Source organism: Algoriphagus sp. TR-M9 (assembly GCF_027594545.1).
GTDB lineage: Bacteria > Bacteroidota > Bacteroidia > Cytophagales > Cyclobacteriaceae > Algoriphagus > Algoriphagus halophytocola.
In genome coordinates this window covers 3,007,016-3,021,797 of the sequence record NZ_CP115160.1, presented here as the reverse complement: position 1 = coordinate 3,021,797, position 14,782 = coordinate 3,007,016, and the positions used below count along the sequence as shown (strand labels likewise).

The window sequence follows — 14,782 nt, the reverse complement described above, 5'->3', positions numbered from 1 at the left end:
AAGCTTCCGGTATCAGAAAACTACTACGAAACATAATTTCTGGGTGCTATTCTGAAAATTAGCCAAGATGATTAAATTCGTGACAAATTCGGGGTGTGGCGCAGTCCGGTTAGCGTGCACGTCTGGGGGGCGTGAGGTCGCAGGTTCAAATCCTGTCACCCCGACGGGTTGGAAAATCATGTTTTATAAAAGCCTGTAAATCAATAGTTTTACGGGCTTTTGTTTTTTTATTGACACCAAAATGAGAACAACAAGGTGACCACCTTTAGCTCAAGTCCCCACACCCTATCCTCACTTCGATTCCATCAATTTAAACAATAGCTCAGGCTCATCAGTGGTAATGAAATCAGGGTTCTGCTCCAAAAACCATTTCAAATCCTCTTCTTTGTTTACCGTCCAGGCATTTACCGTCAATCCCAATTCCTGCGCCTCCTTGATCCATTGTGGATTTTTCCTTAGAAGATTGATATTGTAATCAAATCCAAAATACCCGGCTTCTTTCAATTCTGCAGGAGTTTTGTCTCCTGTGAGGTAAGCTACATTGGCTTCCGGATCCGTTTCTATGGCTTTCAACCCACCCTCGTAGCTGAAGGTGATGTAGTCCACCCATTTTTCGGCTTTCATTTTCTTCACCATCATCACAGACTTTTCGGCTATTTCTATGCTTCTTTCTACAGAAATCCTGGATGGTTTGATTTCGAATATTAATTTGGTGCCTTTTTGTTTCTTGCCAGCTTTGAGGTAAGCTTTTACAGTAGGAAGTTGCTCGCCGTTAGGGAGTTTCTTTGCTGTAAGCTCCTGGTAAGTGGAAGTTTCTATGTCCATTCCTTCGAAATCGGCATCGTGATTGACCACCAAAACCCCGTCTGCAGTCATCCATACATCAAACTCAGACCCTTCGCAGCCTAGCTCCACCGCCTGTTTCAATGAGGCAATGGAATTTTGGGGAAGGCCTTCAGCTTTCCAGGCACCACGGTGAGCGATGACCTTGTTTTGGTGGAAAGACTTCTGAGCAAAGGAAATAGTGCAGGCTGACAAGGCAGTAAGCAGGGTGAATAGGAGGAGTCGCATGTGACTGAGTTTTGGTAATTCTCTTAAAAGTAAAAAATGGGGAGGAATGAACTATCCCGTTTGGAATAATTCATGAAAAGTTAATTATGGCTTTATGCCGAATTATCATAATTAGATGTGCAGGAATGTACTGCCGCCGTAACTAAAAACAGCCCCGAATCTCAATCCGGGGCTGTTTTAGAGTTGGCTCTATTTCCCAAAGCAGCAAAAGCGTGTAACAGGAATACTATTTTTGAGCTTCTAGGTAACTTACCAGTGAGGCCAGTTCTTCATAAGAAAGAGCATTGGCCAAGCCCGGAGGCATCATGGAGTTTTCCAGTTCTTCCCTGGATTTAATATCACTCTTGTTTAGTTTGGTAGCATTACCGCCTATGTCCTGCAATACCAGTTCATTGGCATTTTCTCCAGTCACAAAGCCCATATACACCTTTTCGTCTTTGGTCTCAACTTTTACAGTGCCAAAGCCCTGGGAAATGGAAGCATTGGGTTTTAGGATGGACTCGGTGATCTGAGATCTATTCATAATGGACCCGATTTGTCCCATGAAAGGCCCTTTTAGCGGCTGACCTTTTTCTACACTATGACAGGCGATACAACCTTGGCTGGTAAATAGGGCTTTCCCCTTTACAGGGTCTCCTTTGATATCACTTACAGCCAGAATTACATCCTCAATGGATGCTTGTCCCACTTGTCCTTTTTTGTTTTTGATCTCTTCCAGATCTACCTCGGTTTCATTGATGACCAGGTTGGAGCCCTCATTGCCAAACTCTGGGATATCCATTCGGTTTCTTTCATTTAGCTCCGCGAAAAATTGCTTTTTCATTGGGTCCTCATAAGATTGCCATTCCTGTACCAGAAATGATTTGATCTTTTCAGACTCTTCCCAATCAATGGCCTTGTAGTATGGACCATGCGTATCTGGACGCGTTCCCCACCACCATGAACCATCATAAGGAGCTTCTTTTTTATACAATCTGGAAAGCGTGGATAGAATCTCTGCTTTCAGTTCTAGCTCATCAGTGCTTTCATACGCCCCGATGAGTCCGTCTACAGCTTTGGGGTCATGCTTGTAGCGAAGTGTCCAAAGTGCGAGCTTGGAGTTCTCACCTCCTATGGCCTCTACTGCTGCTTCTACTGCATTTAGTTTGACTAGAGACTGCATCGCAATATGCGGAAGGATAATATCTGAATTTGGGGTGGCATGAGGCCCTTCAGTGTCTTTTTCGGGTTGCTTGAATGATTCCGGTACTTTTACTTTCAGCAGTTCTTCGGCAGCGTCCGCATTTCCTATTCTGCCTAGCGCTACGATAGCTGCTGCCTTCACCCGGTCATTAGGGTCAGTCACGCCTTCGATGAAGGGTTCCAGTGGAGCCCCTTGAAGGCAGGTTTTACGGTCTGCCATTGCACGTAGTGCAAATTCTCTGATCGCTTCTTCCTCACTTAGTTTTAACAATTCCTCATTTCCTGCCTGGCAGGTGGCCTGAGCATAGGTGTAAATACCGGCTACTCTAGCCTCCAGAGGCAAGGCCTTGTCAGAGGCAATGGAAAGTGCTGCTGCACCGGCATCTTCCGGGAAACGAGCTAACAATTCCTGCTGGGCATGAAATCTGGCCACAGAGTTAGTGGCTTTCAATAAAGCGGTCAACTCCTCCAAAGAAGCATTTTTAAGATCTGGAAAGGCTTCATATTCCCAGCCTTCCGGTACCACTCGGACTACATATCCCTTTTCTGGGCTTCCTCTATACCCTGCGCCATCCCAAGCGGAAAGGAACATTCTGCCGGAGGCATCCAGATCCACATCAGTGATCTGTGAAAGCTTGATAAATTCCTCATCAGCCTGGGTAAAACCAGGCCCGTCCATGCTTACTCGGTGAATATACAGTTGGCTTCTGCCCCAGTCAGCCATCATAGGCACATGGTTATATTTGGCTGGCCAGCGGTCATCATCCATGAAGTAGCTTCCTGTGCCGGATCCTCCTCCCAGGTCAGCTAAAGCAGGGATGATTTCATCCGTGAAGTTTTTAAACAGATTGGGGTAGCCATATTCTCCAGACTGGGTGTAGTGGATAAACCGGATATTCCAACCACCCCCGTCATTGGTATTGCCCCGGGTGTAAATATTCATGAAGGGATCAATGGCCACATCATAGATGTTTCTGGTCCCGTGCGTGTAAACTTCCATTTCTGTACCATCAGGTCGTACCCGCACTATGCCTCCGCCAAGCATAGTCAGTTTAGTGCCTTCTCTATCTTCTGCATCATGAAAACCGAAATCACCCACAGCAATATAAATCCATCCATCTATACCCATCCGAATACCGTTGGTGGAGTGATCTGTTCCTCTTGATCTCAGGTGTTCTGGGGAAGAAATCCCTTCTATCAAAAGCTGGGAATGTCCATCTGCCACGCCATCTCCGTTTGCATCTGTAAATACGACCAGGTTCATACCTTCAGCTTGTCCGGTTTCCTCCGAAAACTGGGTGTGCAGCACATATACCTTATCTCTCAAGGCAATGATTCCCCTTGGGTTGTCAACTTTAGTGAATTCGGTATGCGAATCCATTTCTCCATCGTTGTCAGAATCGATCAGCTTTACTATACTTCCTTTTCCAGGCTCTTTGCCCAGAGATCCCATCATATCTACTCCTACAAACACCTCTCCATAGGGAGAAACGGACAGGGCGGACGGACTGGGGACCACATCAGGCCCGGCAAAATTGCTAAAAACCAGATCTGTGCTGTCAGACTGCAGCGAGGCGGAATCAAGACCACTTGGGGTGTAAAACTCGGTGAGTTCTCTGAGATCAGCCTTTCGGTTATCTGGACTGGAGCACCCAAAGGCAAATAGGGCGCCGGCTAGGGTTGCTAAGGGCAACGAAATTTTAGACATGCTAAAAGGGGAATTAGAGGTTTACTATTTTGCGATCCTGTTTCGCAACCTCAAATATATCAGCTTCAATTTTAAAAGGCTTGATATTATCAATAGAAACTCAGTTCCCGTGAAATTTGGCGTATTTCTATGGTGAAGGGTATATTTTAAGCTTGGCAAGCTGCGGCTATTCTGAAATTATAAAGTTTGCCTTATGCATGCATGTCATTTTGGGTTCAATTGATTTTCGAAGTAAAACACCCCGTTCTTATTGGCGATTATTATGTCTGGTTTGCCATCATCGTTCATGTCTTCTACGGTGATATTCAGTCCGGCTCCGGAGTCATTGTCTATGATATGCTCTCGGAAAAAAGGTCCAATCCAAGGCGTGAATTCTATGTAAAACAAAAATGGCGTGTCATCATCTCCCGCGTCATTTCCGTTATGCGCTAAATACCGTTTCCCGGTAATCATTTCCATTTTTCCATTTCCGTTAAGATCAGCCATTTGAGTGGCATGAGTCTGGGCGGTCAGGTTGGAGATCAGGTGGGTCTTGAAAGTGCTGTCATTCACATACTCCTGCCACCACACGCCCAGGGAATGTGCAGAAGCCGAGACGACATCGTTTTTGAAATCCCCATTTACATCTAAAATTTGCATATGCGAGGCTGGGTCAGAGATTTTGACAGGGTGAAAAATCCAATCTCCGGACTTGAGATTTGTTTTGCCTTCAAACCAACCTTCCGAAATCACCACATCCTTGATATTGTCACCATTTATATCTCCATAGCCCAACCCATGCGAAAAGCGGTCTGTACCCGGGACATTTTCTTCAGAAAGGGCGTGTCGCTTCCAAACTGTGTCTCCAGGTGAAGTGGGAGCCTGAAGCCAGATGATCTGTCGTTTTTCATAGTCCCCACATAGAATATCCAGACGTCCATCTCCATCCATATCGATGAATCCCGGAGATTCTATAGAAATACCCACGGAATCGGCTATGATATGCTTCTTCCAGTTGTCACTTTCAGTTTTTGGATTTTCAAACCAATAGGCCGGGGTGCCGGGATAATCTATGATTACCACATCGTCCCAACCGTCCAGATTGACATCCATGCCCAGGTTCAGGAAGGAATTGCTATACTCTTCCCTAGGGTTAAATGCCCGCGAAGCTGAGATTTGATGCTTTTTCCAGCTGGGAGCTTCAAACCAATAATATCCGGCTACAATGTCCGTTTGGCCGTCTCTATTGATATCTGCGACCGCCACTCCTTCAGATAGAAAATCCCGGGTGATTACTGTTTTCTTGAAGTCGGACTGATGTTCTTGGGCAATTGCAGCATTTGAGATAATAGACAGGGCCAAAATGGAAATCCATCTACTGCCCATGTTGTGAAGAAAAGTGAGGTGCATCATGAGATTGTTTTTGGGTGACTGCTAATTGCGTTTGCTAAAGAATAGTACTTTGGCGAGGAGCTGGATTTAAGGTTATAGATTTTATACTGGTAATGAATATACGGAATCTTAGTAGTTACTTAATTCCCTTTGGTCGAGAAGATGGCTGAGCGAAGACCAAAGAGCCCTACATTTTTTAATTCTGCGAAATCCTAAATCGCTTTGGTCGCTTAAGGTTAGAAAAGCGGATAGTAACATAGAGATTACTAATTCTAAGAATTTTTCGTAAAGGTAATAGTTGTGATTAAGGACTTTTATGTGAGTACAAAAGGGTGAAAGAAGTATTCAAAATCCACTTTGGGGGCTAGACGTGCGGATGGCTTTTTGATATATCTCAAAAAAGTTCGGGGTTTGCTCAATCCAGTTGAAGTATGGGCTTCGTAACTGATGGCAAGATGCGAGATCAAAGATTTCTGAGATCAGCAGACAAGCCTTTTTATGAAAACCATAAACCGGATTATTAACCTTAAACACTCACAACATGAAAAATGACTTGATCAAACCAAAGGCTTTAGTGAAAAAAGCCAATCGCCGAGATTTTCTTAAGTACAGTTCACTTTCTGTAGCCGGCGCGGGATTACTTCTGATGGGATGTGACGATGAAGAGCAGATCCCAATAAATCCAGCAGTCAGTCTGGGTTCGGGAGATGTAGGGATTTTGAATTATGCCTATGCTCTTGAGCAATTAGAAGCTGCCTTCTATGCTACGGTGATGACAGGTGGGTACTTTGCCAATGCCAGCGCAGAGGAGAAGCAGATTATGGGCGACTTGGAAAAGCACGAAAGAGCGCATAGAGATTTTTTCAAAGCAGCACTGGGAGACGCCGCCATAGAAGACCTATCGGTTGACTTCAGCAGTATAGATTTCAATAGCAGATCATCCGTATTAATGGCTGCCAAGACCTTTGAGGACCTGGGAGTGGCCGCTTACAATGGAGCAGGTCAATTCATTGAAAATGTGGATTACTTGCTGATTGCCGGTAAGATCGTCTCCGTAGAGGCCAGGCATGCCGCGGCGATTAGAGATCTGATCAATCCGGGTACGGCAGACTTTGCCGGAGATGATATCATCGATGCCAATGGACTGGAGCGTACACTTTCGTTTTCGGAAGTATTGACAGCAGCCAGTACTTATGTGACCACGCCACTTGATGGCAGTATGTTGCCTTCTTCTTAATTCACCACCTTAAACAACTATAGATATGAACTTATTAAAATTGCTTGATACCATGTGCCCGGATACCAATAGTCCGGAAGAAAAAGATAGATTTTACTCCAGAAGAGAGGCCTTTCGCCAGTTTGGAGATATGAGTAAAAAAGTAGCCATGGCTGCTGTGCCCTTGGGCTTAATGACCGCGCTGCCAAAAGTAGCCAAAGCTGATACAGAAAGCCTGATCGGCGTATTGAACTACGCTTTGACACTGGAACACCTGGAGTATAGATACTACCAAATGGGGATTGAGTCCGGAGTTATTGATGGAGCGGATGCTGCGATTTTTGCTAAAATCCGTGACCATGAAAAAGCCCATGTGGATTTCTTGACCGAGGTGATAGGTAATGTACTGATGGGTACTCCGGTAGCAGAGCCTGAGTTTGACTTTACCGCAGGGGGCAATTTTATGCCTTTCTCCGATTATCCTACTTTTTTGGCTTTGTCCCAAGCATTCGAAGACACCGGAGTGAGAGCTTATAAAGGCCAGGCTGGAAATGCCATGGAAAATGATGTCGTGCTCACTGCGGCGCTTTCTATACACTCCGTGGAGGCCAGACACGCCTCTATGGTCAGGAGACTTAGGACAAAAAAAGGACAGGACACTGTCAAAGGGTGGATCACCAATGCATCCATAGGATCATTACCATCTGCGACTCAGCCGATCTATGCTGGTGAAGATAATGTCACGCACGGGGGTGTAAATGTGGTAAATCTGACCGGTATTGATGCTGGGGCTGTTTCCGAAGGATGGGATGAGCCGCTCAGCAAGGATCAAGTCTTGGGGATAGCCTCGCTATTCCTGGCTTAAGAGAATGGTTTATTAGTTGGGGTTGAGTGGTTAGATGTCACTTCCGGATGGAGGTGGCATCTTTTTTTTGGTGTTCCAATGGCTCACTTCATTGGCTTAAGCTCTGCTTGAGCAGGTCAAAATAGGTATGCTGTTTTTAAGGTAAATAGTGTTTTGAAACAGTATTTGCAGTGGTGAATTCTGGATTATTGGCAATAAATATCACAAGACAGCGCAGGTATTGAGTTTTTTTATGATTACTGAGAATTTGATTTTTAGAGCAATTGATTACTGCTGATCATTGATTTTGAATTGTTGATGGAAAGTAGATAAAAATCTAACTTGTAGTGAGTTAGGATTTTCCTAAGTCAATTAACTATCAGTTCATCTAAACTTTTTTCAATATGTCTACCAAAATAATTGATTATCTACTGAATGATCTGGATGTGAAAAATCCAGATGGAAGTAAGCGGGCAAGCGTCAGGAATTGCTCAGTGGTGACCGGGCCTGGGAATGTGTCAGGTTGGGGGAATTTCCCTCAGGCAATCCAGTTTAATGGTACTAGCGTCATCAGGGCATCTGTACAGAAGGCGGAGTACAACTTCAAGCAGTTTGCGGTGAGAACCATCTTCAGGGTAACCAGCAGGGTAAGCAGTAGGGTTAACCTGTTTGAGACCAACTCACTGCCGATTGCAATCTTCCTATTACCAGGGTCCAATTCCAATAGTTTTTACCTGAATGTATCGGTGAATTCTCCACATTACGGCTGGACAGGTCCCAATACCAAGTATGACAAGGAGATCTTGTTGAACACTTGGAGTAGACTGGAAGTAGCCTATGACCTGGACACCTTGGCGGTATTTGTAGATGGGAGATTGCTGATGAGTTATGCTTTGCCAGAGGGTACGCTGAAGGCCGGGACTGGATCCTCGCTTTTCATAGGAGCCTGGGTGGATGGTGCCCGTCATCCATTTACCGGAGAAATGGCAATTTTAGAAGTTCATGACGGCATCCCGAATTATCTTGAAGATACCTTGGATGCCAATCGGGAGTCTGCTCAATGGCATATTTCTTACAAATTTGAGGAGTTCCGAAAGGATAGGTATCTAGGTACTCCCACAGGGAAGTTGAGCCGGGAAACCAATGGAGGTTCTATCCAAACTTACACTGGGGGTGCGATTTTGTACAATAGGTACTTTGGGGCTTTCGCCATGTATGGGGCAATTTATGCCTACTACCAAAGCTTATCCACTGTGATGAAAAGGGAGCTTGGAGAGTTGATTTCAGATGAGCAAGCCGGAAATTCTCCAAGTGTTCGCAAAAGTGTTTTCCGTAAGGGAGCCATCTATTGGTCCTCAGCTACCGGAGCAAAGGCTGTGACCGGGCAGATTTATGTGGATTATTGTGAGTTGGGCGAAGATTCATCTGTTATGAGATTACCTACAGGTGTGGCCGGGAGAGTTTCCTCAGGGAAACAGCAGGTGTTTCAAGGCGGTAGAATGTACTATAAAAATGGAGCTGCCAGAGCCTTTGAGGTACATGGATCCATCTTAGCCCGGTATTTGGCTTTAGGTGGACCTGCCAAATTTGGCTTTCCGCTCACGGATGAAAAAGATGTGAAAAGTGGCACTAGAACGGTAGGGAAGCTGAGTGAGTTTGAGTCATGCTCTATCTATTGGTCTGGAGCTACAGGGGCTTTTGAGGTCCATGGAGCCATTCGAGCCAAATACCATAGCATTGGTGGTGCTATTGGCAGTTTGGGATTTCCTACTTCCAACGAAAGTGATGTGCCCGGTTCCTCCGGTTCCAAAATGAACAGTTTCCAAAATGGAGCCATAGTATGGTTCGGATCAGCCGGCACCTACGTGTGTTATCCTTTCGAAATCCATATCACCAGAATAAGAGTGAGGGATGCCGATTCTGATATTTTCTTTAAAGATGATAGTGATATCTATGCTAAAATCATCGCTAAGGAAAATGGTCATCAGGTCTTTAGCTCAGTGATTCCACAAAACGGAACCTACTCCAATACTACCGAAAAAACGGTCAATTATACGTTGAGGAGAACTTTTGTGCCAAACAATATTCATAAGAAAGTGCTCTTCGACTTTCAAGCTTGGGACAGTGATAATGGAAGGCCATTTGGTGGAGGCGATGATAACTTGGGGCATTTTAGTTTGGAACTGAATGCCGCCAATGCCTGGGGAATGAAAACGAATAATGGGATTTTCAATAGTTCAACTGGAACCCATAGTTTGAGGTTAGACTGGTCTGTTCGCCCCAAAATTAAACAGGGAACCATGTCAGACCGAGATTATTACTTCTGGGGTGTGCCCAATCAAGGTACTAATATCATCAGTTGGAATACTTACGCGGCGGCATTTAGAGATGTGACTACAGGAGCAAATTTCTTTGATCATGTCTCCTTGAAATCTACTTTTTATGAATTGGCAGTCAAAGAACTAGCAGCCGGAGGCAATTGCTTCGGGATGTCACTGGAAGGGATTTATGCCAGAAAGTGCCTGAGTAGATTTGGTAAACAGCTCAATAGATTTAACTGGAATCAGACAGAGCGTGAATTTAACATCAAGCACCAGTACCAGGTAGGAGCTGCCGCTATATGGTGGTTTGTGGGGCAGTTTATCTCTGGCAATACGCATGATCCGGTGGGAGTTTTCGAGGAATCCCTTCACCATTATAACTGTGGAAATAATCCGGTTCTCTGCATCTCTCAAAATTACGATTTCAGTGGAGCACCCCATTGTATTTTGCCACATCAGTGGAAAAAGAACGGGGACAATTGGGAGATTGTGTGCTTTGACCCTAACATTACTTCCGGCACTCGTTCCATTTTTATCAATCGACGTACCAATACCTACAGTTACAATAACGGTAGGGCATACAGTGGAGGGGCTTGGTCTGGGGGTAGACTGCAATATATGCCCTGGAATGTACTGAACAGGGAGCCTAGAACCCCGGTCTGGGATATAATTCTGCTGATTTTGGCAGGGACGGTTTTGATTTTTGCAGACAGCGGAGAGACAGAATCCATCACAGACTCAAAGGGTAAAAACCTGGATGGAGGCAAGCTAGCGCAAAGTCAGGCCTCTTTGAGACGGAATATGTTTGTACCGGTCCATGGACTGGATTCAAGATCTAATGGGCATGCTTACTATCAAAAGGGTCAGGCATTTTCAAATGATTTCATCCATAAAATCAAAGGAACTAAAAATGCAAAGTTTGATTATGCAGTAAAAAATCTGACTGGAGAGTTTAAAATCCATAGTCCGATTCTGAGAGGAGAATCTGAAACTTATGATGTGAAAGGTTTGGGAGAGGCTAGCAATTCGGTGACGATTTTGAGTAAGAACCACAAAACATACGATTTGGAGTTTAGCCAAAAAATCGGAAAGGAAACCATCCAATATCGCATGGAGAAGGTGCCTGCTGATACCAATAAGGATCTGAAAATCCAGTTTAAGCCCGGCAATGAAGGGATAGATCTGATTTCTTCTGGTGGAGCTACTGATGCGAGGTTTACTACCAAAGTTTTTGACGAAAATCAGAAGCTGAAGCAAGACAAGCAGTTTATTTTGCCTTTGGATGGAGGTCTTCGACTGCGCCCTACTACGGTTTTGTCCACTGGAGATCTGCTGACTTCTAAGATCGAGGTGATAGGAGGAAGTATTTTAGGTTCTTCTATTATCAAGCCGAAATAAGATCAAAACCTGCTTTGATATAAATGCCATTTCCAAGTTGGAGGTGGTATTTTTTTATTTAACCGCAGAGGCCACAGAGGGGAACGCAGAGAACGCGGCTATTTGATTCTGATATACTGGACTTTTTGAACCTGGACATTCCAGGACTTGCTTGAAAATCTCCCGCAGATTTGCGGAGATAGAAAGACGCAGATTTCCGCAGATCTTTGTCCTACTGTTTGTCGCCTTGAACCTTTGATTCTTTCAACTTTTCCACTGATCACCACCCACCTGTCAATAGCTAAAAGGCAATCTTATACAAACTACAAGGTTGCAATCTCGGATGTTCTACTAAATCAAGATGCTCGAAGTCGTACGCGTAATTCATTCCTATTTTTTGCATCACACGGAGCGATGCTAAGTTTTTTGCGGAGGCAAGCGAAAACACTTCTTTGATACCTAATTCCTTGGCGTATTCAAGACATCGGGTAGCTCCCTCAGTAGTATATCCTTTATTCCAAAAATTCTTGCTGATTCTCCACCCAATGTCCACACAGGGCGTGAATGTGGCCTCAAAAGTCTTCCAACCTAAACCAATCATGCCCAAAAACTCACTTGTCTCCAAGATTTCCACGGCAAAATAGCAATACCCCCGATCCTGGTAGAGTTTATTCATGCGATCCATCATTGCTTGCGATTCAGTTTGGTTTAATGCTTTCTGAAAGAACTGCATGGTTTCTCGATCTGCATTCATTTCTGCAAAAAGCTCTAGGTCTGTGGGATGCCAGGTGCGGAAGCCAAGTCTTTGGCTGGTAAATAGGTAGGGTTGATCCATAGGCTGAATTTAAGAGTTTGATGAAAATCTTTCTAGAAAAGTTTGATTTTCAAAATTAGTCAGTACTTTAGTGTCATAATACACTATGACAGTATAACACTATGGTAATTTCAGTCAAAGATTTAGATTTTTCATACCGCAAAAGGCCTATGCTTTTTGAAGGGCTTCAGTGGTCTATTCCAGAAGGATCCGTGGTAGGCTTACTTGGTAAAAATGGAGCGGGTAAATCCACTTTACTTCATTTGCTTGCTGGTTTGCTATTTCCTAAAAGTGGCGCAATAGCACTTGGTCAGCACATTCCAAAAGACAGGAAGCCAGCTTTTTTAGAAGATATTTTCTTTCTCGCCGATGATGTAGCTTATCCTGGAAATATGAGCATTGGAGAATATGAAAGGGTCATGGGGGCTTTTTATCTAGGGTTTGACGCTTCCCAGTTTGATCAGATTTTAGCTGATTTTGGTCTGGAAAAGAAAGTCAAACTCAAAGAACTTTCTCTGGGAGAGCGAAAGAAGGTTTTTCTTTCCTTTGCCTTGAGCACCAATTGTAGGTTTTTGCTTTTCGATGAGCCTACGAATGGGTTGGATATTCCCTCCAAAAGTGTCTTTAGAAAAGTGGTAGCTGGTAATATCAAAGATGAACAAACGGTGATTATCTCCACGCACCTAGTGGCTGATGTGGAGAAATTGATTGATCGGGTTGCGATTTTAAATGCCGGGAAGGTTCAGTTGGATGCTGATTTGTTGGAGTTGTCTGATCGCTTGCTTTTTAATACTTCTCCAAATTTGCCTGAGGACAGCATACATGTAGAAAAGTATGGAACGGGCTATCAATTTATTCGGGAAAGAAATGGGAGTGAGGCTCAAACGCCAGTAAATCTTGAATTGCTTTTTAACGCAGTTCTGAATAAAAGTCTAAGCAATGAATCAATTTTTCAAACTCAAAACCCCGAAGTCCTATGAATGCTAACTCAATTAGTACACGTCGTCTAATCAATCTATTTCGTTTTGAGTTTTTAATGCACCGTAAGTTCTACCAGATGGGTGTACTCGGTGTTTTTTTCATAATTACAGGTTTATTTCTCCTTATTTTTTTCGCGAACAGATATACTACAACCTTTGGCCAGTCAGAGTTTAGTTATTTATTTTATTCGGAATTTTTATTCTTAGTGATTTTTGGAATTGGATTTAGCTTTGTTGATCTCCGAACTAAAAGATCCTCGCTAGTTTATCTGTCGATCCCAGGCTTAGCCATAGAGAAGTATTTTGTGCAGTTCTTTACAAGAGTCTTAATGTTTCCGGTTCTTTTTACTGTTATGTATATTCTTGCAATATCTGTTTCTAAAAGCTTGTTTCAGATGTCATATATCACTACCACCTACGTTGGTACTTCCTCTATTCCGGTAGTGGTTGATAACTTGGATATATGGCAGATGATTTTTCCATTTTATTATTATTGGGATAAGCCTCTGATGTCGTATTTTTTCTTATTCGGGATTGCTGCACTATTTATTTCATTGATGTTTTCCGGTGGCATTATTTTCGGAAAATGGAATTCATTGCTGATGCCATTGGCTTTTATAAGTTTCTGCGCGCTGATTGCTTGTACACCGATAGTTTTATCATGGATATTAGTAGGAATACCTGAAGACCCTTCAAAGATTTTTACTTCACAAATACATTTTCGACAACCGCAATTTTTAGGAAATACCCCGTTGTTGATGTTTGTTTTTACTGTTTTGGCTTGGGTAGCAATGGTCTTTTTCTATTGGATTGCTTATCTCAAACTTAAAGAACAGGAGGTTTAAGATGGAGTTTAACGAAACAAAAAACATCTTTCTCCAGATCCGGGATTGGGTAGCCGACCAGATTTTGCAAGGTAAAATTGTAGCAGGCGAGAAGATCCCTTCAGTAAGGGAATTGGCTGTGGATATGGAGGTAAACCGCAATACGGTGATGAGAAGCTATACGCTGATGGAGGAAGAGGGGATTATCGAGAACAAACGAGGCATCGGTTTTTTCGTAGCTGCTGACGCAAAACAAAATTTACTCCAAATGCAAAAGCAGTCCTTCTTAAATGATGAATTACCGGGCATTCTTCACCAGATAGAAGTGCTCAAACTCAATTCGAAGGATTTACAAATCCTGATTCAAACCATTCAATCCAACGACCATGAAAACCAGCAATAAATATATCTTTTCTTTTTTGTCATTTTCATGGCTGAGTATTATTTCAACCATGCTGATTTCGTATGAATTTATGGATGATGAGCCAAAAATCGTGAAAACTGAGAATGCTTTAGCAGATTTTTCTGCAATCAATATAGACGAGGTATCGACCCTTCAAATCGTTCCTGGAGATAGCAATCGCTTGGAATATAATGAGTTAATTGGAGATGGGATTGAGCAGCCTAAGACTAAGCCAACCCACGATTTGACAGTGAAAAATGATACACTTTACATCAGAAATATCCGCAATGCACGTAATGGTAATTACACTTTACTAGTTGGTAATTTGAAACATCTGATCGTTAGTAATACGGGTAATGTTAATTTGTTAGGGTTTTCTCAGGATTCTCTTTTGATCAATTCTGAAAACAGTACTGTAAATATTTCCGAAAGCTCTGAATTTTCATTTCTGCAACTCAAATCAGAGCCAAAATTTGATTTAACTTTAAAATCCGTGAAAGACTTAAGCATGTTATTGACGGATGATAAATGTAATGTTTTGGGTGAAGTTGAGGAGATTTCTGGGACGATAGGAAATTATGCTGAGCTTAGTATTTCAAGAAAAACAGAGAAAGTGGATATCGATACTTCGAATAACGGAAAGATATTTTATGTAGAAAAATAAACGCAAC

General features: G+C 43.2%; 11 protein-coding genes and 1 tRNA gene. 8 read left to right on the top strand and 4 right to left on the bottom strand.

Features of this window, described 5'->3' with window-relative positions:
* Nucleotides 1-89 precede the first annotated feature (89 nt).
* Nucleotides 90-164 (top strand) — tRNA-Pro (locus PBT90_RS12675).
* Between the two features lie 127 nt (nucleotides 165-291).
* Here PBT90_RS12675 and PBT90_RS12670 read toward each other — a convergent pair.
* The 3 genes from PBT90_RS12670 to PBT90_RS12660 all read right to left on the bottom strand — a co-directional run bounded on the left by PBT90_RS12670 (nucleotide 292) and on the right by PBT90_RS12660 (nucleotide 5,353).
* Nucleotides 292-1,071 carry a glycerophosphodiester phosphodiesterase gene (locus PBT90_RS12670; RefSeq protein WP_264810956.1) on the bottom strand — a complete coding sequence of 260 codons (780 nt, stop codon included), beginning with the start codon at nucleotides 1,069-1,071 and terminating at the stop codon, nucleotides 292-294.
* 226 nt (nucleotides 1,072-1,297) lie between these two features.
* Entirely contained in the window at nucleotides 1,298-3,961 is a 2,664-nt protein-coding gene (locus PBT90_RS12665; RefSeq protein WP_270129573.1) for a DUF7133 domain-containing protein, read from the bottom strand.
* Between the two features lie 204 nt (nucleotides 3,962-4,165).
* Nucleotides 4,166-5,353 carry an FG-GAP repeat domain-containing protein gene (locus PBT90_RS12660; protein WP_270129571.1) on the bottom strand — a complete coding sequence of 396 codons (1,188 nt, stop codon included), beginning with the start codon at nucleotides 5,351-5,353 and terminating at the stop codon, nucleotides 4,166-4,168.
* 520 nt (nucleotides 5,354-5,873) lie between these two features.
* On the opposite strand from PBT90_RS12660, the gene PBT90_RS12655 reads away from it, so the two are divergent.
* The 3 genes from PBT90_RS12655 to PBT90_RS12645 all read left to right on the top strand — a co-directional run bounded on the left by PBT90_RS12655 (nucleotide 5,874) and on the right by PBT90_RS12645 (nucleotide 11,111).
* Entirely contained in the window at nucleotides 5,874-6,569 is a 696-nt protein-coding gene (locus PBT90_RS12655) for a ferritin-like domain-containing protein (protein ID WP_264810953.1), read from the top strand.
* A gap of 25 nt (nucleotides 6,570-6,594) precedes the next feature.
* Nucleotides 6,595-7,413, top strand: a complete 819-nt coding sequence (locus PBT90_RS12650; RefSeq protein WP_264810952.1) for a ferritin-like domain-containing protein — start codon at nucleotides 6,595-6,597, stop codon at nucleotides 7,411-7,413.
* 383 nt (nucleotides 7,414-7,796) lie between these two features.
* Nucleotides 7,797-11,111, top strand: a complete 3,315-nt coding sequence (locus PBT90_RS12645; protein WP_270129568.1) for a LamG-like jellyroll fold domain-containing protein — start codon at nucleotides 7,797-7,799, stop codon at nucleotides 11,109-11,111.
* 280 nt (nucleotides 11,112-11,391) lie between these two features.
* Here the strand turns inward: PBT90_RS12645 and PBT90_RS12640 are convergent, their stop codons facing one another.
* The gene (locus PBT90_RS12640) at nucleotides 11,392-11,925 is read right to left on the bottom strand and encodes a GNAT family N-acetyltransferase (RefSeq protein ID WP_270129566.1); all 534 of its coding nucleotides are present in this window, start codon (nucleotides 11,923-11,925) and stop codon (nucleotides 11,392-11,394) included.
* Nucleotides 11,926-12,074: 149 nt separating this feature from the next.
* On the opposite strand from PBT90_RS12640, the gene PBT90_RS12635 reads away from it, so the two are divergent.
* The 4 genes from PBT90_RS12635 to PBT90_RS12620 are packed head-to-tail and all read left to right on the top strand — an operon-like array spanning nucleotide 12,075 to nucleotide 14,775.
* The gene (locus tag PBT90_RS12635; protein ID WP_270129564.1) at nucleotides 12,075-12,884 is read left to right on the top strand and encodes an ATP-binding cassette domain-containing protein; all 810 of its coding nucleotides are present in this window, start codon (nucleotides 12,075-12,077) and stop codon (nucleotides 12,882-12,884) included.
* The gene (locus tag PBT90_RS12630; RefSeq protein WP_264810948.1) at nucleotides 12,881-13,729 is read left to right on the top strand and encodes a hypothetical protein; all 849 of its coding nucleotides are present in this window, start codon (nucleotides 12,881-12,883) and stop codon (nucleotides 13,727-13,729) included. Before PBT90_RS12635 ends, PBT90_RS12630 begins: the two co-directional genes overlap by 4 nt.
* Before the next feature lies 1 nt (nucleotide 13,730).
* Entirely contained in the window at nucleotides 13,731-14,111 is a 381-nt protein-coding gene (locus PBT90_RS12625) for a GntR family transcriptional regulator (RefSeq protein WP_264810947.1), read from the top strand.
* A complete protein-coding gene (locus tag PBT90_RS12620) occupies nucleotides 14,095-14,775 on the top strand; it encodes a hypothetical protein (protein WP_264810946.1) in 681 nt (226 codons plus the stop codon). Before PBT90_RS12625 ends, PBT90_RS12620 begins: the two co-directional genes overlap by 17 nt.
* Nucleotides 14,776-14,782: the final 7 nt, after the last annotated feature.

Excerpts from the sequence above, each read along its gene's own strand:
- PBT90_RS12665 (WP_270129573.1), bottom strand. The coding sequence starts at position 3,961 with ATGTCTAAAATTTCGTTGCCCTTAGCAACCCTAGCCGGCGCCCTATTT.
- PBT90_RS12670 (WP_264810956.1), bottom strand. The coding sequence starts at position 1,071 with ATGCGACTCCTCCTATTCACCCTGCTTACTGCCTTGTCAGCCTGCACT.
- PBT90_RS12620 (WP_264810946.1), top strand. The coding sequence starts at position 14,095 with ATGAAAACCAGCAATAAATATATCTTTTCTTTTTTGTCATTTTCATGG.
- PBT90_RS12650 (WP_264810952.1), top strand. The coding sequence starts at position 6,595 with ATGAACTTATTAAAATTGCTTGATACCATGTGCCCGGATACCAATAGT.
- PBT90_RS12630 (WP_264810948.1), top strand. The coding sequence starts at position 12,881 with ATGAATGCTAACTCAATTAGTACACGTCGTCTAATCAATCTATTTCGT.
- PBT90_RS12635 (WP_270129564.1), top strand. The coding sequence starts at position 12,075 with ATGCTTTTTGAAGGGCTTCAGTGGTCTATTCCAGAAGGATCCGTGGTA.
- PBT90_RS12645 (WP_270129568.1), top strand. The coding sequence starts at position 7,797 with ATGTCTACCAAAATAATTGATTATCTACTGAATGATCTGGATGTGAAA.
- PBT90_RS12640 (WP_270129566.1), bottom strand. The coding sequence starts at position 11,925 with ATGGATCAACCCTACCTATTTACCAGCCAAAGACTTGGCTTCCGCACC.
- PBT90_RS12625 (WP_264810947.1), top strand. The coding sequence starts at position 13,731 with ATGGAGTTTAACGAAACAAAAAACATCTTTCTCCAGATCCGGGATTGG.
- PBT90_RS12660 (WP_270129571.1), bottom strand. The coding sequence starts at position 5,353 with ATGATGCACCTCACTTTTCTTCACAACATGGGCAGTAGATGGATTTCC.
- PBT90_RS12655 (WP_264810953.1), top strand. The coding sequence starts at position 5,874 with ATGAAAAATGACTTGATCAAACCAAAGGCTTTAGTGAAAAAAGCCAAT.